The 18,660-nt window shown below is 48.7% G+C and carries 21 protein-coding genes; 17 read left to right on the forward strand and 4 right to left on the reverse strand.

The annotated features are described in order from the left end of the window. Positions 1–19 precede the first annotated feature (19 nt). The 4 genes from AC5I6P_RS25095 to hpsP are packed head-to-tail and all read left to right on the forward strand — an operon-like array spanning position 20 to position 4,474. Entirely contained in the window at positions 20–1,126 is a 1,107-nt protein-coding gene (locus AC5I6P_RS25095) for an acyltransferase family protein (RefSeq protein WP_495696502.1), read from the forward strand. A 4-nt stretch (positions 1,127–1,130) separates the two neighbouring features. Further along, positions 1,131–2,108: a hormogonium polysaccharide biosynthesis glycosyltransferase HpsN gene (gene hpsN, locus AC5I6P_RS25100; RefSeq protein WP_495696503.1), complete on the forward strand. Its 978-nt coding sequence runs from the start codon at positions 1,131–1,133 to the stop codon at positions 2,106–2,108. 4 nt (positions 2,109–2,112) lie between these two features. Further along, positions 2,113–3,282, forward strand: a complete 1,170-nt coding sequence (hpsO, locus tag AC5I6P_RS25105) for a hormogonium polysaccharide biosynthesis glycosyltransferase HpsO (RefSeq protein ID WP_495696504.1) — start codon at positions 2,113–2,115, stop codon at positions 3,280–3,282. A gap of 4 nt (positions 3,283–3,286) precedes the next feature. Continuing rightward, positions 3,287–4,474 (forward strand): hormogonium polysaccharide biosynthesis glycosyltransferase HpsP, encoded by a 1,188-nt coding sequence (gene hpsP / locus AC5I6P_RS25110; RefSeq protein ID WP_495696505.1) that lies wholly within the window; start codon positions 3,287–3,289, stop codon positions 4,472–4,474. 93 nt (positions 4,475–4,567) lie between these two features. Here the strand turns inward: hpsP and AC5I6P_RS25115 are convergent, their stop codons facing one another. Then, the gene (locus tag AC5I6P_RS25115; RefSeq protein ID WP_495696506.1) at positions 4,568–4,969 is read right to left on the reverse strand and encodes a hypothetical protein; all 402 of its coding nucleotides are present in this window, start codon (positions 4,967–4,969) and stop codon (positions 4,568–4,570) included. Positions 4,970–5,468: 499 nt separating this feature from the next. Between AC5I6P_RS25115 and AC5I6P_RS25120 the strand changes: the two genes are divergently transcribed. Both AC5I6P_RS25120 and AC5I6P_RS25125 read left to right on the forward strand, forming a co-directional pair. Further along, positions 5,469–5,963: a hypothetical protein gene (locus tag AC5I6P_RS25120; RefSeq protein WP_495696507.1), complete on the forward strand. Its 495-nt coding sequence runs from the start codon at positions 5,469–5,471 to the stop codon at positions 5,961–5,963. Positions 5,964–6,027: 64 nt separating this feature from the next. Further along, positions 6,028–6,237 (forward strand): hypothetical protein, encoded by a 210-nt coding sequence (locus AC5I6P_RS25125; protein WP_495696508.1) that lies wholly within the window; start codon positions 6,028–6,030, stop codon positions 6,235–6,237. Between the two features lie 138 nt (positions 6,238–6,375). Here AC5I6P_RS25125 and AC5I6P_RS25130 read toward each other — a convergent pair whose 3' ends face one another. Together AC5I6P_RS25130 and AC5I6P_RS25135 are read right to left on the reverse strand one after the other, a co-directional pair. Beyond that, a complete protein-coding gene (locus AC5I6P_RS25130; RefSeq protein ID WP_495696509.1) occupies positions 6,376–6,639 on the reverse strand; it encodes a nucleotidyltransferase family protein in 264 nt (87 codons plus the stop codon). Between the two features lie 256 nt (positions 6,640–6,895). Beyond that, positions 6,896–9,700, reverse strand: a complete 2,805-nt coding sequence (locus AC5I6P_RS25135) for a HEAT repeat domain-containing protein (protein WP_495696510.1) — start codon at positions 9,698–9,700, stop codon at positions 6,896–6,898. Positions 9,701–9,834: 134 nt separating this feature from the next. On the opposite strand from AC5I6P_RS25135, the gene AC5I6P_RS25140 reads away from it, so the two are divergent. From AC5I6P_RS25140 to AC5I6P_RS25185, 10 genes are all read left to right on the forward strand, one after another. Then, positions 9,835–10,173 (forward strand): hypothetical protein, encoded by a 339-nt coding sequence (locus AC5I6P_RS25140; RefSeq protein ID WP_495696511.1) that lies wholly within the window; start codon positions 9,835–9,837, stop codon positions 10,171–10,173. Positions 10,174–10,305: 132 nt separating this feature from the next. Further along, entirely contained in the window at positions 10,306–10,620 is a 315-nt protein-coding gene (locus tag AC5I6P_RS25145; protein ID WP_495696512.1) for a nucleotidyltransferase family protein, read from the forward strand. Then, the gene (locus AC5I6P_RS25150) at positions 10,610–10,951 is read left to right on the forward strand and encodes a HepT-like ribonuclease domain-containing protein (RefSeq protein WP_495696513.1); all 342 of its coding nucleotides are present in this window, start codon (positions 10,610–10,612) and stop codon (positions 10,949–10,951) included. Before AC5I6P_RS25145 ends, AC5I6P_RS25150 begins: the two co-directional genes overlap by 11 nt. Positions 10,952–11,102: 151 nt before the next feature. Then, entirely contained in the window at positions 11,103–12,266 is a 1,164-nt protein-coding gene (locus AC5I6P_RS25155) for a cob(I)yrinic acid a,c-diamide adenosyltransferase (protein ID WP_495696514.1), read from the forward strand. A gap of 211 nt (positions 12,267–12,477) precedes the next feature. Further along, positions 12,478–12,810: a nucleotidyltransferase family protein gene (locus AC5I6P_RS25160; protein ID WP_495696515.1), complete on the forward strand. Its 333-nt coding sequence runs from the start codon at positions 12,478–12,480 to the stop codon at positions 12,808–12,810. Positions 12,811–12,881: 71 nt separating this feature from the next. Beyond that, complete coding sequence (locus AC5I6P_RS25165) at positions 12,882–13,085, forward strand: HepT-like ribonuclease domain-containing protein (protein WP_495696516.1); 204 nt, start codon at positions 12,882–12,884, stop codon at positions 13,083–13,085. A 123-nt stretch (positions 13,086–13,208) separates the two neighbouring features. Further along, positions 13,209–13,406: a 50S ribosomal protein L35 gene (gene rpmI / locus AC5I6P_RS25170; protein ID WP_495696517.1), complete on the forward strand. Its 198-nt coding sequence runs from the start codon at positions 13,209–13,211 to the stop codon at positions 13,404–13,406. Between the two features lie 103 nt (positions 13,407–13,509). Continuing rightward, complete coding sequence (gene rplT, locus AC5I6P_RS25175) at positions 13,510–13,860, forward strand: 50S ribosomal protein L20 (protein ID WP_495696518.1); 351 nt, start codon at positions 13,510–13,512, stop codon at positions 13,858–13,860. Positions 13,861–13,875: 15 nt separating this feature from the next. Further along, complete coding sequence (locus AC5I6P_RS25180) at positions 13,876–14,664, forward strand: transporter substrate-binding domain-containing protein (RefSeq protein ID WP_495696519.1); 789 nt, start codon at positions 13,876–13,878, stop codon at positions 14,662–14,664. 50 nt (positions 14,665–14,714) lie between these two features. Then, on the forward strand, positions 14,715–15,248 hold the full coding sequence (locus AC5I6P_RS25185; protein ID WP_495696520.1) for a tetratricopeptide repeat protein: 534 nt from the start codon (positions 14,715–14,717) through the stop codon (positions 15,246–15,248). A 105-nt stretch (positions 15,249–15,353) separates the two neighbouring features. Here AC5I6P_RS25185 and hslO read toward each other — a convergent pair whose 3' ends face one another. After that, a complete protein-coding gene (gene hslO / locus AC5I6P_RS25190) occupies positions 15,354–16,256 on the reverse strand; it encodes an Hsp33 family molecular chaperone HslO (RefSeq protein WP_495696521.1) in 903 nt (300 codons plus the stop codon). Between the two features lie 222 nt (positions 16,257–16,478). Between hslO and bchD the strand changes: the two genes are divergently transcribed. Then, the gene (bchD, locus tag AC5I6P_RS25195) at positions 16,479–18,512 is read left to right on the forward strand and encodes a magnesium chelatase ATPase subunit D (RefSeq protein WP_495696522.1); all 2,034 of its coding nucleotides are present in this window, start codon (positions 16,479–16,481) and stop codon (positions 18,510–18,512) included. The last annotated feature ends 148 nt before the right edge of the window (positions 18,513–18,660 follow it).

The following is an 18,660-nucleotide window of genomic DNA, read 5'->3' on the forward strand; positions in this document are numbered from 1 at the left end:
ATTCTAAGCTTTCTGAATTATGTCAGTTTCCAAGCCTCAAGAAGTTCCGGTTCGATTGCAGTGGATCGATCAAATTAAAGGGATCGCAATTCTTGCGATCGTACTCTTTCACTTTTTTCAAAATTATCCTGATCAGTTCGGCTTAGTTGCTGCCTTAAATCGTAATGGAGCAAAGCTAGGATACGCTGCTGTTGATATCTTTTTTGTGATGGCAGGGTTTAATATCAGCTTTGTCATGGCATCTCGCTTGGGCCAAGTCCATTGGAAATCCTGGTTAAAAAAGCGCTTATTTAGACTGTATCCAACTTATCTTCTAGCGGTAATTTGTAGCTTGCTGCTTTACACAGTGTTGAGAGGATACAAGCTACAATTCGACTTAAAAACCGTACTAAGTGTTCTTGGACTAGCAGGATATAGCTTCCAAGCAATTAATCCAGGATTTTGGTTTTTTACTGTTATTCTTGAAGCCTATTTATTTACACCTTTTATTGTTTTAGCCTGTCGTCGGCAGCCAACAACCTATTTAATTCTGGGTGCGATTCTTGGTATTCTTACAAAACTCATTTGTCTAGCGTCTTCTAATTCGCCTTATTATCTTTTCTTTTTACAAACAAACTTTCTAGGAAGCTATATTTTCCAATTTTGCTTAGGGCTATATTGGGGAATAACTTACTCTGCAAACAAATCATTTAGTAGAAAAGATTGGCGTGTTGTTTGTGCATTATTTGGATTAGGTTTAGTGAGTTATGTGGCACTAAGCCTAAAAGGAATTGACATTGTTTATATGTTGGGTTTCGATTTGATATTTACGCCCTTTATGTTCATGGGGCTTTATCGGTTGTTAAATCTTAGCGCTCAGATCAAAGTTTTGCAATTAGCATTAGCATTTGCGGCATTAACAGGAGTTTATTCCTATCAAATCTATCTAATTCATCAACCGCTATTGTTTTCAATATTTCCATATCTAGCAAAATATATCCCCTTCAGCCAGCCTGCAAAACTCATCGTTTCCTTTATCACAATTTCGGGATTACTGACTCTGTATGTTTATGTATTCACTGCCCTAGAAGCGGGTCTCAGAAAGCGGTTTGACGCGCTAATCCAACGAACCCAACCTACTCCTTAACCTTATGCTTCCTCCTCTCATATCGGTCGTCATTGCCACTTATGGACGCGAAGAAACGCTAAGAGACACGATCGCGGATGTGCTGAAACAAGACTATCCCCTCTACGAAGTGATCGTTGTGGATCAAACTCCGGTACATCAACCAGAAACTCAAGCATTTTTAGACGCACGGGCACAGGAGGGCAAGATTCGCCTATTTCAACCCAAGTGGGCGAGTTTGCCAGGAGCCAGAAATTTTGCGGTGCGACGGGCGAAGGGTGAAATTATCCTGTTTATCGATGATGATGTGCAGCTTCAACCCGGATTTTTTGCGGCTCATGCTAAAAACTATGAACGCTCAGACGTGGGAGCTGTGGCGGGGCGGGTCTACGATCGCATGAAGTTAGCCGATTTTGAATCGGGGTTAGAAATTCAGGATTTGCCCCCCGAAGCGCTTGATCCGGGCATTGCATGGTATCACATCAACTTAGTTCATACGGTGAAGCCGCAGCGCGTTCTCAGCGCACGCGGCTGCAATATGTCGTATCGCCGCGACATTTTTACCAAGTATGGAATCTGGTTTGATGAGCGATTTCAGGGCAGTGCGGTGCGAGAAGAATCTGATTTTTGCTTGCACCTCAGACAAACTGGCTTGATGGTGTGGTATGACCCAGAGGCGTCGTTGGTGCATTTAGGCGAAGAGACAGGCGGCTGTCACGACATCAGCACCAAATCGCTGAAATACCAACTGACGTTCTATCACAATCATTTTTTGATGGGACTCAAAAATCTAACTCCTTGGCAAACCACCCGCTTCTTTTTCCGCTTGTTCGATTGCCATGTGTTGGGACGTCCGCCCTGTCACAAAAGCGGCTCACCGATTAAAATCATCACGCGATTTGGATTTTATACCTTGGGTTTTTTGCAAGCGTTGAAAACAGTTGTGCGATCGCGGTGGGATGACGGACAGATTTACACGCGACAAGACGTAGGCGAGGCATAAACCAATGAAAATTCTCGTTGCCAGTCATTCTTACATTGTCGATCTCAATTGTGAAAAGCTCCGGGTTTTAGCCAACTTAGAACCAGGAATTGAAGTGACGATCGTCGTTCCCAAACGCTGGAAACCTGGCGGAGTGATGAAAGATGTCGTTAAAACTCGCTACCGAGAAGAAGGTTCGTTTCGCGTCGTTCCGGTGTCTAACTTCAGCCAAAATAATCAGGGCTTGCTTTCGTTTGGCGCGGAGCTCATCCCCCTCTTGCGAACCTTCCGTCCTGATATTATTCAGGTGGAGCAAGGCTCGAAGTCGATCGCTTACGCTGAGATGATCAGCCTCAATCGGCTCCTCGGGTTAAAGGCGAAAAATCTCTTCTTCACCTGGTGGAACCTACCGTATACGCTCAAGTTTCCCGTTTCGCTATTGGAATCGTATAACCTGCGCCATACCGATGGCATTGTCGTTGGCAATCGCGATGGTGACCAAATTTTGCGGCAACGCGGCTACCAGGGCAAAATGCGAATCATGCCCCAGCTTGGCGTCGATCATGATTTATTTCGTCCGCAACCCCAGCCTGAACTTGCCGCACAACTCGGCATTTCTGATAACGATTTTGTCGTTGGCTTCGTGGGGCGCTTTGTGCCCGAAAAAGGATTGTTGACGTTAGCAAAAGCGCTAGCAGGCCTCAAAGATCGTTCGTGGAAATGGCTATTATTAGGACGTGGTGAACAGAAAGAAACGCTGTTAGCCGAGGCGAAAACCTTGGGATTTGACGATCGCTTAATTTGGGTCGAAAGCGTTCCTCATGCTGATGTCTATCGTTACATCAATCTCATGCACACGCTGGTTTTGCCATCTGAAACCACTTATCAGTTTAAGACGCTCACCTCAGCGGGATGGAAAGAGCAATTTGGGCATGTGTTAATTGAAGCGATGGCGTGTCAGGTTCCAGTGATTGGTTCCGATTCGGGCGAAATCCCCAACGTAATTGATAACGCCGGTTTGATTTTTCCAGAAGGCAACGTCGATCAGTTGCGCGATCGCATCTCTCAACTAATTGACAATCGCTCTTTTGCAGAAGAGTTGGGTAGGCAAGGCTATGGTCGTGCGATCGCACATTACACCAACCACGCCCTCGCCAAAGAGCTTCTCACGTTCTATCGCGACCTTTCAAACTAGTCTCATGCGGATTCTTCAGATTGTTCCGTCGATTTCTCTGGTGTATGGCGGTCCTAGCCAAATGGTTATGGGACTCTCTGAAGCGCTGGCAAAAGCAGGCGTTGAGGTGACGATTCTAACGACCGATTCCAATGGCGATAACGGTCAGGCTCCGCTCGATGTGCCGCTAGAAGTGCCGATTCGTCAAACCGGCTACGACATTTACTATTTTCGATGTTCGCCGTTTCGCCGCTACAAATTCTCTCTTAGTTTGCTCAAGTGGCTGTCTAGACATCATCAAGAGTATAATTTAGCCCATATTCACGCGCTCTTTTCTCCAATTAGTTCTGCTGCTGCGACAGTGGCGCGATCGCAGCACCTCCCTTACATTCTGCGTCCACTCGGAACTCTTGACCCTGCCGATCTACAAAAGAAACGCCATCTCAAGCAACTCTATGCCGCAGTTTTAGAGCGTTCCAATCTTGCAGGAGCCGCTGCGATTCACTTTACCAGCGACCAAGAAGCGAAAGTATCAGAACGGTTTGGAGTCATGACTCGCGATCTGGTCATGCCATTGGGTGTGCAGCTTCCCCAAGGCACATCGACAGATATTAGAGCAAAATTTGGCATTCCCGCTCAGCGTCCAATTCTGCTGTTTATGTCGCGGATTGATCCCAAAAAAGGATTAGATCTGTTGATTCCAGCCTTGGAAACACTAGTTGCTGAAGGACAGGATTTTCAGTTTGTTCTAGCAGGAGGCAACCCTCAAGATCCTGACTATGAAAAAGAGATCCGCGATCGCATCTATCACTCTTCATTAAATGCCCGCACAACGATCACTGGGTTCATCACAGGGGGTGAGAAAACCAATTTACTAAGCGCTGCTGATTTGTTTGTATTACCATCTTATTACGAAAATTTTGGCATTGCAGTTGCTGAAGCGATGAGCGTTGGCACTCCTGTTGTGATTTCTGATCAAGTTCACATTTGGCATGGCATTCAACAAGCTGAAGCGGGATGGATTAGCGCTTGCGAAGTGTCTGCATTAACGGATGCTTTGAGATTGGCGTTGCGCGATCGACAAGAATTGCAGCGACGAGGAATCAATGCTCAGCGCTACGCACAAGAAAATTTTAGTTGGGCTGCGATCGCGCATCAAATGATTCACGAGTACGATCGTCTTGCAAAAAAGGCAGGAATTGACCGTGGTTAACCCCTGCCTTTTGGTAAATGCATCCTGTTAGGGTGTAAAACCCCAATCTTTTAAGCTCTGTTTTGCTTGAAGTTCTGATTCGCAACTGGGAGCTTAACGACGAGGCCGAGGCGTTAGAACATTAATCACCGCTCCCACAGCCGCGCCATTCGCAGCGTTTCTAACGGTGTGCCGACGACCTGTGATGCCGCCTGCTGCTGCTCCAGCCGCTGCTCCAAACCCAGCGTCCCGAAGCAAGTCTGGGCGCTTTCCTTTGGCAGTTGTGAGGTCACGAGATTGGTTGACGGCTGCCCCTGCTGCTGCCCCGTTGATGATGTTAGGCACAACTTTGTGCTTTGTGACTACGCTAGATACTACGCCCGTTGCGGCTCCGATACCGATGTCTCGCCAGACATTCTGATCGGCAGATGCAGGTTTCATAGGAAGTAGAGTAGCGCTGACAAGCCCCGATACCACTAGACCCGGCATGAAAACACGCTTTAGAGTCCGATTCATGGGTTTACCTCACTGAGTATACAAGGGACTAAATAAAGACTAGACCTTGATGTTGTCTTCACCTAGTCAGGTTCTAGTTTATGTACTCCGTTTTGGGATGCCCTACATCTTTAGATTGAGATCAGCATGTATTAATAAGTAGTTATTTATGGCTATAGGACTTAGGCAAACGCTGCTCGTTGGCAGGGGATGTGAGCTATCTAGCGATCGCAGTATTTCTTCTAGACCTTATTTCTTCCAGGGTAGCTTTGTGCCCATTTCGGTGGCGGCGGAGAGAAGCAGGTAGAGAATGAGCAACCCTGCACTGCATAGGAAAATGGGCAAATCGTCAGGCATTTCTAAACGTTGAACAACATCCTCATGATTATCCTGAAGACCGTGTAAGTTTTCTAGAAAGCTGTTCTTTGGTGCACTGACTGAAGTATTGCTATTGGGTTGCAGAACCCTGCTTTGGTGGGAATTCTAAAGCTGTCACTTTACCATTAGGGAAAACTCTACGATGGCGACTTCAATTAGTGCAACGTTGACTCCGGCAGAGCGAGATACGTTGATGGCAGCGATGACCATGATGAAAGAAAAGCTGCCGTTCTTGGTGGATTTGAGCGCGGAGGAGCGCAAGAATTTGCCGAAGATGGGCGATAAGAGTCGGGCGTTTGTGGGTAAGGCGTTGGAGGTGGCGACGCAGAACCCGGACTTCTTGCCTCGCTCGTTTGACCTGGAGGAGTTGCGGAAGGATGTGCAGTTGTTTGAGATGTTGTATCCGCTGTTGATGTCGATCACGCAGATGCATGAGTTGTTGGATGATACGTGTTTGGCGGTGGGGAGTGAGGCGTATGCGGCGGCATTGCAGGTGTATAGCTACGCCAAGGCAAGTGGACAGGGGGCGGGATTAGATGCGGTGGTGGGGGAGTTGGGGCAACGGTTTGCCCGCAAACCCCGGAAGGCGAAAGTGGTTGAGGGGACGGTGAAGTCTGGAGGGGCAACGATGGAGTAAAAAGCCTGACGATTTGACTTCTGAGGGTGATGATTGAGGCTCAGAACGCGGAGGTTGAAGCAAATTGCTCGACATTCCGGGTTCTGAGCTTTATTTTTGGAGTAAAAAGCCTGACGTTCCGAGTTCGGAAGGCGGAGTTCCAGGTTCGGAAGGCGGAGTTCCGAGTTCGGAAGGCGGAGTTTGGGGTTCCGAAGGCGAAGTTCCAGGTTCGGAAGGTGGAGTTCCGGGTTCTGAGGGCGGAGTTCCGGGTTCTGAGAGCGGAGTTTCACGTTAAGAGGTTGGAACTTCAAGTCGTTAAGTTGAATTGTCTTGGTCTGGAAATAGTCATGTTTATGCGGCATCACGGTTGATCGCTTGCATAGATCACTTGACGAGTGTTCAAAATTTCAGAGCGACGGTAGGGGTTTTTTAGTCAGCGTTTGTCTACTAGATCTACCTCACGTTTGAAGAGAGCTTTTAGTTCTTGCTGCATGTCGATCCAATTAAAGAGGCTCAAACCATGATTGGGAGCCAGAGTCACTAAAACATCAATGTCGCTATTATCGCGAAAGCCATCGTGCAAGACAGAACCAAACAACGCAAACTCAATGATTTTCCATCGCTGGCAAAAGTTAGTGATTTGCGATCGCGTGACGTTGCAGCGATCGTAAATCACAGTTGTTAATGGAGTCGTCATCGTTTCCCCCGCATCAGGTCACGCCCTCCTCACTTGAAATTATTCGCTTCACTTACCCTCATGTCTCAATTTTGCACAGAATTTATGTAAACGAAGTAGAAAAAAGCTTGACGCTTTGACTGCAGAGGCTGACTGTTGAAGCTCAGAAGCTCGGAGTTGGAGCAATTTGCTTGACATTCTAAGCTCGGAAGGCAACGCTCCACCCTAAATTGGACATCAAGCGAGGGAAGCGATCAGGCAATTCGTTCAATAGCTGTTAATCTTGTGCTGAATTTTCTTGGCTGGCAATGCGATTAAGAATTTCCTTCGCATTATCTCGCCACTCAAGGAAATTATGTTGAGACAATGTCTGAAGCACAGAGATTACATCTTTATTATTGACGCAACCAAGTTTGATTACTGCCTCAGCTACTCTATAGCGCACTCCCAATTCGTCGTCTCCGAGCCGCGTCAGCAGTTCTTGCAGCACAGGTTCAGAGCTATTGCCTAATGTGCCTAATGCCTGTGCTGCACTACGACGCACCGTGGCTTCGTGATCTTCGAGAAGCAATAGCAGCCCTTGCAGCACAGGTTCAGAGCTATTGCCTAATGTGCCTAATGCCCGTGCCGCGCTAGAACGCACATCATCATATTCAGCATTGAGCAACCGTAGTAACCCTTGTAAAACATCTTCAGAGGCACAACCTAACTTGCCTAATGCCCCTACCGCTGGGAGACACACAGGAGAATAATCATCTAGCAGAGATAGTAGCCCTTGCAGAACCTCTTCGGAAGCGTTACCCAATTCGCCTAATGCTTCTGCTGCTGTAGAACATACGAAAGATTCACCAGATGCAATAGGAGCATCATCATCCAGTAGTAATATCAATCTCTTTACAACATCATTGGAAGAATTGCCTAATCTCCCCAATGCCCAAGCTGCTGCGGAACGCATATCAGGAGCGACAGCATTGAGCAATGGTACAAGTCTTTGCACTACAGCTTCACTGCCGTTACCTAACTTCCCTAATGCATAAACTGCACTGTAATACGCACCAGAATCGCTATTAAGTAGTGAAATAAGTTCTTGTACTATGGCTTCAGAAGGGTTGCCTAGCTCACCCAATGTCTCTGCCACTACGTAGTGTGTGTTGGAGGGCAAATCTTTCAGTATTTTAACAATGGCTGGAGCCGCGAATTTTGCGGCTGAACCAATTTCCCCGATTGATTCAATCGCATGTAGCCGATCTGCTACTTCTGGGCGAGAAAGATCAGAAATCAGATACCGAATCCGTCGATTTAGCTGTTCTTGCTCCAGTGCTTCCAGGTCTAGACCAGCCAAACGACCCAATTCCTCAGCCACAAAACTGGGAACTTTCGTTTCCGCTGCTTTGACTAGACAACACTCTCTCACTGCCAGCAGAAAACCTCGAATTTCTTCTAGCGTGCCGGGTTTCTCTGCTGCCTCTGCCAAGAACGATCGCCAAGCTTCCTCATCGTTCCGGTACTGCTCCACCAAATACAGCCCTGCCAGATACTCTGCTAAAGGATCAAGCGAAACGCGAAGACGTTGATTTGCGGGTTTCACAGTGCGGATGAGAAACAATCGCTCTTCTAAGTACTTCAGATGTTGTTTTGCCGTCTCCTTTGCTGCTTCTCCCTCTCCTACTAGCGCCGCTAATCGAGTCAGTACCTCTTGGCGATTTGCCGTTTCTGGTTTAAAGGTCTGCTGCACACATTCCCAAGCAATCAGCTTCAGATTTTGCTGCACCGTTGCATCTTCCAGCTTGCCTTCTCGCACATTGCGGTTCAGCTCATTCACGTAACTCAGCATCAAATCTGGTACGTTCTTGGGCAACTCATCGCTAAGCTGCCCTTCTGCCACTGCAATCATCTGATCTGCATATAGCTTGGCAAACAGTAACGTAATTTCTCGCGTATCGGTCACAATCAGCGATAAGCGCCGCAAATAATCAAAATACTGATCATCTTCAAACAGCTCCCGTTTCCCTTTCGCCTTCAAATAATCATCCATAAAGATGGAAAGCTGCTTTCCATCGACCCGCATTGGCTTGGCTAACACAGGGTTCAATTCTTTTCCCAGAATGTCTTCTAACCGAGAAGTCACCACCAGCGCATTCACCGGAAAACTCGCATCCCTAAATCGAATCGCTTTGCGCGTCGCCTCACTCATTTCCGATAAATGATCGACAACAACAAGAACCCGCCGCTTCTCCAACAGTTTTTTCAGCAATTCTTCTGGAATCGGCTTTTCGTCATCCCGTAAATTCTTAAGCTGTCGAGTAATGGCATCCAACAACGGAGACTTATTTGTGGAAGTATCTTTCGGCTCCTCCAGTTCTTCCTCAATCAACACGGGCAACATCCGATGGTTACACAGTCGTGCTTCTTTTTGCTCCGCCATTGCCCATTTCGCAATCAGACACGCCAGATGAGTCTTCCCCGCTCCGCCTTCTCCCCAAATCAACAGCCGAAATTCCTGCTTAGAACACGTCTTGCCTAAATCCTTTGCCGTTAGCCCTGTCACTGTTTTGCCATCCAGCACGACAGGCATCGAAATATGAATCTTGCGTTCCTCTACAGTCTGCCGACGATCGAACTCTTCCCTAGCTTTCTCAATCCGATCGCTCACCCAAGCATCCAGCACCCTATCTCGATACTGAAAGAAATGCAAAATACTTGGCGATAGCTCTGGAATCGGCCCAATTTTAGGCGTCTTAAAGTTTGAAGGAATCAACAACAGCCAACGCGGACGCAACCACAGAACAAATAGATACCCAACTGCCGCACTTCCCACGATCGCTGCCACCCACTCCCGCGGAAGCTCCTGTTTTTTCTCACCCTCTGCTTTTTTCTTGTCCTCCGCTGATGTCGATTCCTCTGACTTTTTCGATTCAGCAGATGGGCTTGGTTGTGGCGTTAGCGATTGGCGAACGGTAGGCGAAGCAGATGGATTCGACTGGGAGACTGCTGGCGAATTTGCTAAAAAGAGTGGAATTGCAAACCCTAAAAATGCGAGTTTTAAGAGGAGCGATCGCGTTTTTTCGGTCGGGTTTCTCATAGGTGCATTCATCTACAACGCAAAACGGGTCGCAAGCATTGTGATAATTCTAATGTCTGCCATCAGTAAGCCAAAGAAACCTTTGATTTAGGCTCGCTTCCCTTACATTACGCTGAGCAATTCTCATCAATAGTTTGACGATTCAGGCTCCAATCCCCACCTTCCAGCCTCCGAACCTGGAACTCCGCCCTCAGAATCTGAAACTCCGCCTTCCGATCGCAAAACTCCGCCCCTTGAAGCCGAAACTTCGTCTTTGGAACCCGGAACTTCGTCCTGCGATCGCAATCCTTCACCCTCAAAGCCCGGAACTCCGCCTTCTGAACTCGGAACTTCGCCCTCCGAACCTAAAACTCCGCCTCCTGAAGTCGGAACCCCACCCTCAAAGCTCGAAACGTCGCCTGCAAAGCTCGAAACTCCAAGAGCAGAACCCGAAACGTCACCTTCCGAACCCGATTGACATTGCTTATCCTTAGAGCTGTGAAGCGATTAGCACCAGGCGCAACTCCGAAGGAATCGAAGAAAATGGAGAGGGCATGGTTCGCCGCAGAGTTCCAAAGGATCGCTTGGATGAATCAACAACTTGAAACACTAGGGATTGAGTTACCGTGAAGCTGAAAAATATTGACTTGCCGATCGAGCGGATTAAAGAATTCTGCGATCGATGGCAGATCACCGAGTTTGCCCTCTTTGGCTCCGTTCTGCGGGATGACTTCTGCCCTAACAGCGATATTGATGTATTAGTCACCTTTGCCCCAGATGCCAAACGAGGCTTATCTGAAACCCTCCAAATGAGAGACGAACTGCAAGCCCTATTCGATCGAAAGGTTGACTTCATCGTAAAAGCAGCGATCGAGCGTAGCGAAAACTGGTTGCGGCGAAAAAACATTTTAGAATCGGCACAGGTGATTTATGCCGCGTGATAGCGAATCCCTGATTGACATTGAACGATCGACCAGACGAGTACTGCGCTATGCCAAAAATTGCAGTCGTGCCGACCTCGAAGCCAACGACGAAAAAGTATCAGCCATTCTCTATCAAATAACAATCATTGGCGAGGCGACCAAACGGTTATCGCAAGAGATTCGGCAACAGCACCCAGACATCCCGTGGCGAGACATCGCAGGAATGCGAGATGTCATCGTGCATGAATATGACCAGGTAGATTTAGATGTGGTGTGGGATGTGATTCAAAACAAACTACCCGAACTTCTAACCCTGCTGATTCCCTTATTACCTCAAGATAACTCGTAGTTCCGAACCCAGTTTTGTCAGTCAACCAGGTGGAGATGAGTAGATGAGCTAAGGATAAATAGAGTATATTTGCACTACGCTATATGTAGCGTTTGTGCGATACTAAACGGGCAGAAAAGCCTTCCTGAGATATCCAGTACAAGCCACTACAATGAACGTACAGGTCAAAACCACAACAGCTATGACGAGAACCGGAATTGGGATTCGGACAGCGCAGACCCGCTCGGAGCGCCTAACGGGACAAATTCATGTCTACGATGGTGCGGGTAAAGGAAAGTCCCAGGCCGCACTAGGCGTAGTCTTGCGATCGATTGGTCTGGGCATCCAAACCTTTTCTCAAACTCGTGTGCTGCTCTTGCGGTTTCTCAAAGGTCCTGGTCGAATCTACGATGAAGATGCGTCGATCGAGGCACTGCAACGGGCGTTCCCGCACTTGATCGATCAAGTCCGCACAGGACGAGCAGAATATTTTGGGGCAGATGAGATCACCAAGTTTGATCGACAAGAGGCGCAGCGTGGATGGGATGTCGCGAAAGGCGCGATCGCATCCGGTCTCTATTCAGTTGTGGTAATGGACGAACTCAACCCTGTACTAGATTTGGGGTTACTGCCAACGGATGAAGTGGTGAAGGCGCTAAAGCGCAAACCCGATCACATGGAGGTAATTGTTACAGGTCGAGGTGCGCCCCAAGGGTTGATCGATATTGCGGATCTTCATTCTGAGATGAAGCCTCACTATCATTCCTTTGTGAAAGAATCTGGAGTCGCAGGCATTGAGATTTACACGGGCGCGGGCAAAGGCAAATCGACCAGTGCGCTCGGAAAAGCGCTGCAAGCGATCGGCAAGGGCATCAGCCAAGACAAATCTCATCGTGTGTTGATCATGCAGTGGCTCAAAGGCGGAGCGGGCTATACCGAAGATGCGGCAATTCAAGCCTTGCGCCAAAGTTATCCCAACTTGGTCGATCATCAGCGATCGGGGCGAGATGCGATCGTCTGGCGTGGTCAACAGCAAGAACTTGATTATGTGGAAGCAGAACGGGCATGGGAAATTGCGAGAGCTGCGATCGCATCGGGTCTCTACAAAACCATCATTCTGGACGAACTCAATCCCACGGTTGATTTAGAACTTCTGCCCGAAGAACCGATCGTGCAAGCGCTGTTGCGGAAACCGAAAGACACTGAAATTGTGATCACAGGTCGCTGTAAGAATCCACCTGCTTATTTTGATTTAGCCACCGTTCACTCTGAGATGATCTGTCACAAGCACTATGCGGAGAAAGGCATCGATCTCAAACGCGGTGTCGATTTTTGAGCAGTTAATACAGACGATGACATCTTGAGTAGACAGGGCGATCGCGTCAAAGACTGAGTGCAGCAATCGAAGCACGGGCAATTGCTAGAAATTGCTAAAACAGGAGTAGAGGTGCGATTACCCTTTGGGAACTGCAAAGCAATCGGAACCGGTGAAGGGACAGCAACCGTTTGGATAAATTAGTAACTTGAAGTTTGGGGGTAAAACTGCCATGACTATCACTGCGATCGAACTGCCGATGGAAAAAATCGCTGAGTTTTGCGATCGCTGGCAAGTCATTGAGTTCGCTCTATTTGGTTCCGTCCTACGCGACGACTTTCGCCCCAACAGTGACATTGACGTGATGGTGCAATTTCATCTAGACGCTCACCCCACCTTCAGCACCCTAGATCAGATGGAAGCAGAGTTAAAGACCATTTTTCATCGAGATATTGACTTGATTACCCGTCAAGGCATTGAAACCAGTCGTAACTACTTACGCCGTCACGAAATCCTCTCCTCTGCTCAGGTAATTTATGCAACGGGATCTTCAATTCCTGCTTAATATGCTGCAATCCGCAGAACTCATCATCACCTACACTTCACCAAAGCTCAAAAGATGAGTTCGTTGAAAATGTGCAGCTTCAAGATTCAGTGATTCGACGTTTGTTGGTAATTGCCGAAGCCGCAAGGCGGGTTTCAGAACCGACCCGCCAGACCTTACCAAACATTTCATGGCAGAACATCAACGGAATGCGAAATCGGTTAGTCCATGAATATGATGACGTAAACCTCAACATTGTGTGGGAGGTTGTGCAAAGAGATACCAATTTTGATTAAAGAATTGGAGATACGAATTCCTCCTGAACGTTGAAGCAGGTTAGGCAAACTAAACATTCTTCTTGCAAATCTAACGTGTCCCATAGTACGATAGAACCTTGTGTCGAATTCTGGAACAATCCCATGCCAAAGCTAAAAACCCGTAAGTCTGCCGCCAAACGATTTAGAACAACTGGAAGTGGTAAATTTTTGCGTCGCCAAACGCACAGAGCCCACCTTTTAGAACATAAGGGCACAAGCCGCAAACGCCGCCTTGCTGGAACGGTTGTGGTGAACGAGCGCGACGCAGAGAACGTGCGGTTGATGCTGCCATACGCATAGAGATTAGCAAAGCAGAACTGATAACGGGATTGTTCAAGGTTCTGCAAAGACGTTCTGTAGAGGACGTTTAGACAAAATTTAAATTAGTTAAGGAAGTTTCATCATGGCACGGGTTAAGCGCGGTAACGTTGCTCGAAAGCGCCGCAAGAAAATTTTGAAGATGGCGAAAGGATTTCGGGGTTCTCACTCGACTCTCTTTCGGACTGCCAATCAGCAGGTGATGAAGGCATTGAGAAATGCCTATCGCGATCGCCGCAAGAAAAAGCGCGATTTTCGCCGGTTGTGGATCACTCGCATCAATGCGGCGGCTCGGCAACATGGCATGAGCTACAGCCAATTGATCGGCAAGCTCAAAAAAGCTGATGTTCAAATTAATCGTAAAATGCTCGCTCAACTCGCGGTCATCGACCCGGCTGGGTTTGCAAAAGTACTAGAACGAGCCGCAAGCGTATAAGACGCGGCGCTTGTCATGCGTAAAACGGTTGCTAGAGTATTTGGATTTATGATTTTGGGGGGGCAATGGTTTGTTCCCCCTTCTTTGTTGGCAGCCGATTTCAAAACGATCGTGGCTCGTGATCGCTTAATTGTTGCAGTCAAAGATAATTTGCCTCCCCTCGGATTTTCCCAGCAGGGAAGGCTGCAAGGCTTTGAAATCGACATTGCCAATCGTCTCGCGCAAGACTTGTTAGGACGGTCGGATGCCCTTGAGCTAAAGCCTGTCAGCAATCGCGATCGCATTGCTGCGGTGATTGATGGCCGCGTTGATCTCGCAATCGCGCGAGTCACGAATACAACGACGCGATCGCGAATCGTCAGCTTCAGCGCACCCTACTACCTGGATGGAACAGGACTGATCACCCGATCCATGTCAATCCAAAACGAAACCGATTTGACAAATCAAACGATCGCCGTGTTGAACGGCTCTAGTACGATCGCAACGTTGCGCTACAAATTGCCCCAACTCAAACTCGTCGGAGTCGAGTCTTATGAGGCGGCGCAACAGTTGTTAGACGCGGGTAAAGCGGATGCGTTTGCGGCGGATGTGTCAGTGTTGACTGGATGGGCGCGAGAACGGTCAGGCTATCGGGTTTTGCCGTTGCGCCTCTCGACCGAGGCTCTTTGCGTGGTGTTGCCCAAAGGAGTTCAGTACACCGAATTGCAGCAGCGAGTGAATAGCGCGATCGCACGCTGGAAAACTGAGGGTTGGCTTCAGCAACGGGCGAGCTATTGGGGACTTCCTTGGGCTACCCTGAGATAAGGGAGAAACGCCCGCGTCTTGCTTCAACTTAATTTACGCTCGGTAAAGCTATGAATAGTGACACTTCATTTCCACTCCTTTATATTTCGCTGTTGCTATTGCTGTTGGGGGCTGCTGTCGTCTTTGTCGCCAGACAAGTGATCAAAACTCGTCGGGTCGAGAGTGCACTGTCTTGCTTGCAAAAGAAGCTGAGCAAGGAGAAAGGCACAGCCGAAGAATATTATGAATTAGGCAGCATTCTGCTTGACAAACGATTGTTCGTGCAAGCGATCGCACAGTTTCAGAAAGCGATAAAGGCGGAAACGTTAGAAGGACAAGATCTAGCAGCTGTGTATAACGCGCTAGGATTTGCCTACTTTGCTCAAGAACAATACGATTTGGCACTCAAGAACTACAAGGAAGCGGTCAAACTCGCGCCCGATTATGTGACTGGATGGAATAACGTAGGTCATGCCTACGAGCGCAAACAATTAGCCGGACCTGCCTTAGAGGCATACGAGGAAGCGCTCAAGCATGACTCTAATAACCAAACGGCTAAGCGCCGAGCAGAATCGCTACGCAAACGATTTGTCCCATCTGCTTAATTCAAGCTTGATCCAAAAATAGGCAAGGATGTGTAAACTCCTTGCCTATTTCTGTGTTTCCTCATTCGATGTGATCGGTGGAACTGAGCCGCGATCGCACATTGGCTAAGAACGAGCTTCTACCTGAAGCTCATCAATTAAACCTGCCAGGTGCTTGCTGTCTGCCTTGTACACTTCATTGCAGAAATGGCATGTCGCTTCAGCCCCGTCGTCTTTCTCAATCATGTCTTGCAGTTCCTCTGTGCCCAATAACTTGAGCGCGCCTAAGACGCGATCGAAGGAACAGCCGCAATGGAACCGCACAATCTGGGTTTCTGGCAAAATCTCTAAGCCCAAGTCGCCCAACAATTCTTCAAAAATTACGGGCAACGTCTTACCAGCTTGTAGAAGGGGCGTGAACCCTTGCAGCTTCGCGATACGGGATTCGAGCAGCGTCACTAATGCTTCATCGGTTGCCGCTTTTGGCAAGATTTGAACCAGTACACCGCCTGCCGCTTGCACGCCTTTGACATCCACAAACACACCCAAAACTAGGGCAGAGGGAGTTTGTTCAGACGTCACCAAATAGTTCGTCAAGTCATCTCCGATCTCACCAGAAACCAACTCAACCGTACTGGAATAGGGATATCCATAGCCCACATCACGGACGACGTATACATATCCCTCCTGACCTACGGCTCCTCCGACATCTAACTTGCCTTTACTATTGGGCGGCAACTCCACATCAGGATTATCGACATAGCCGCGTACTGTTCCATCCGTTCCGGCATCGGCCATAATTCCACCCAACGGACCATCACCCCGAATCCGAATATTAACTCTTGATTCTGCCCGTTTCATGCTAGATGCGATCAGTAGCCCTGCTGCCATCGTCCGACCCAAAGCAGCCGTTGAAACATAGGAAAGCTTGTGGCGTTGTCGAGCTTCATCTGTCAGCCGCGTCGTGATCACTCCGACCGCTCGAATGCCTCCTTCTGCCGCCGTTGCCCGAATTAACTGGTCAACCATGAAAAACCCTTACATTTCTGTCTAAAGCGTTCTACTCAATTGTAACGATTTCGTTTACAAGTGCTGTGCAGGGACGGATGACAGATAAGTAAATAGATCGCTTGGCAAGCTCAGTGTGAGGATTAGAGAATAGAGCGAAGCTTAGTGCGAAGCGTTCTGACAGGCGAAATCAGCCGCAAAACTTGGTAGAGTGAAGATCCGAATCACTAGTTTGCACCCTTCATGCCTGCCACGATCGATTCTCGCGTTACCGCGTTTCCCCTAGCCGCTGTTATTGGTCAAGAAGCCATCAAATTAGCTCTGTTACTTGCTGCCGTTGATCCGGGGCTGGGCGGGGTTGTGATATCTGGACGCCGAGGTACCGCTAAATCGGTGATGGCACGTGCCATTCATGCCCTGCTGCCGCCGATTGAGGTGGTTCAAGACTCGGTTAGTAATTGCGATCCGGCGAATCGTGATGAGTGGGATGATTTTACGATCGCGCGGTTTAGCCCCGAATCAAACGTTCCGACGGCTGTGATTCGTGCGCCGTTTGTGCAGATTCCGCTGGGCATCACAGAAGATCGGCTGTTGGGTTCTGTCGATGTCAGCCAGTCGATTCGGCAAGGCGAAACAGTGTTTCAGCCAGGGTTATTAGCCGAAGCCAATCGAGGGGTGCTGTATATCGATGAAATTAATCTGCTCGACGATCAAATCTCGAATTTGCTGTTGAGCGCTCTGACCGATGGGCGTAATCAGATCGAGCGGGAAGGCATTAGCTTTCAGCATCCCTGCAAGCCGTTATTAATTGCGACCTATAACCCAGAAGAAGGAACGCTACGGGAACATTTGTTGGATCGCATTGCGATCGCGCTCTCGGCAGATATGGTGTTGGGACTTGACGATCGAGTGCAAGCGGTTGAGCAAGCCACGCGCTATTCTGACTCTCCCCAAGATTTTCTGACTCAATACAGCGACGATATTGATGCGCTCAAAACGCAGATTCTGTTAGCGCGAGAATGGCTTAGCGATGTTCAAGTTACGTCTGAGCAAATTCAATATCTGGTCGCCGAAGCGTTGCGGGGTGGAGTTCAGGGACACCGAGCAGAACTATTCGCGCTACGAGTCGCGAAAGCTCATGCCGCTTTGGATGGACGAACTCAAGTTAGCGCTGAAGATTTGCGTCGTGCTGTTGAATTGGTGATCGTGCCGCGATCTACAATCGTTCAAACACCACCAGAAGAGAATCCGCCACCTCCGCCCCCGCCGCCTCAAAGTCAAGACGAGCCGCAAGACGAGTCTGATCAAGACCAAGAGGAGGAGGAAAAGGACGAGTCTGAAGAAGACCAGCAGCAACCGCCTAATATTCCAGAAGAATTTGTGTTTGATCCAGAAGGCGTAATTCTCGATCCGGAGGTTCTCTACTTCGCACAAATGGCGACTCGGCAGGGCAAATCGGGGAGCCGTTCGATTGTGTTTTCTGACGATCGCGGACGCTATATCAAGCCGATGTTGCCGAACGGAAAAGTGCGGCGAATTGCGGTCGATGCGACGCTGCGATCGGCCGCTCCCTATCAGCGATCGCGGCGGCTGCGGGCGGAAGAAAGCCAGTCGTCTCGACGGGTGTTTGTGGAGGAAAGCGACATTCGCGCTAAACGGCTGGCGCGTAAATCGGGGGCTTTGATTGTGTTTGTCGTCGATGCCTCTGGTTCAATGGCCCTGAACCGGATGAATTCTGCGAAGGGCGCTGTCCTGCAACTCCTAACGGAGGCGTATCAAAACCGAGATCAAGTGTCTCTGATTCCGTTTCGAGGCGAGCAAGCCGAAGTTCTCTTGCCGCCAACTAAATCAATTGAAGCGGCTCGTCGTCGGTTGGATCGCTTACCTTGTGGAGGCGGTTCTCCGTTGGCGCATGGGTTGACGCAAGCTGTTCGGGTTGGTCTGAATGCGAAACAGTCGGGTGATATTGGTCAAGTTGTGATTGTGGCGATTACCGATGGACGCGGCAATGTCTCATTAGCGCGATCGCTGGGAGACCCAATTCCCGATGGCGAAAAACCCGACATCAAAGGTGAACTGCTCGAAATTGCCGCAAAGATTCGGGCGCTGGGCATTCAGCTTTTGGTCATCGATACAGAGAACAAATTTGTGTCCACTGGCTTTGCTAAAGAACTTGCTAAGCAATCGGGCGGCAAATATTACCATTTACCGAAGGCGACGGATCAAGCGATCGCGGGAGTTGCTCGGAGTGCCATCAGCGATATGAAAGCTCGCTAAGCTTTACGAATCAATTAATTCAATCAACGAGGCATGAGGATTCAGGCAAATCTTGAGCAATCGAAAGATTCTGTGTCCCTGGAAAGCATGATGTTATAGCCCTACTAATCCAGGTTAGGACGTATGGTAGAGCCATAATGCATGATCA

This window comes from Myxacorys sp. (assembly GCF_059501405.1).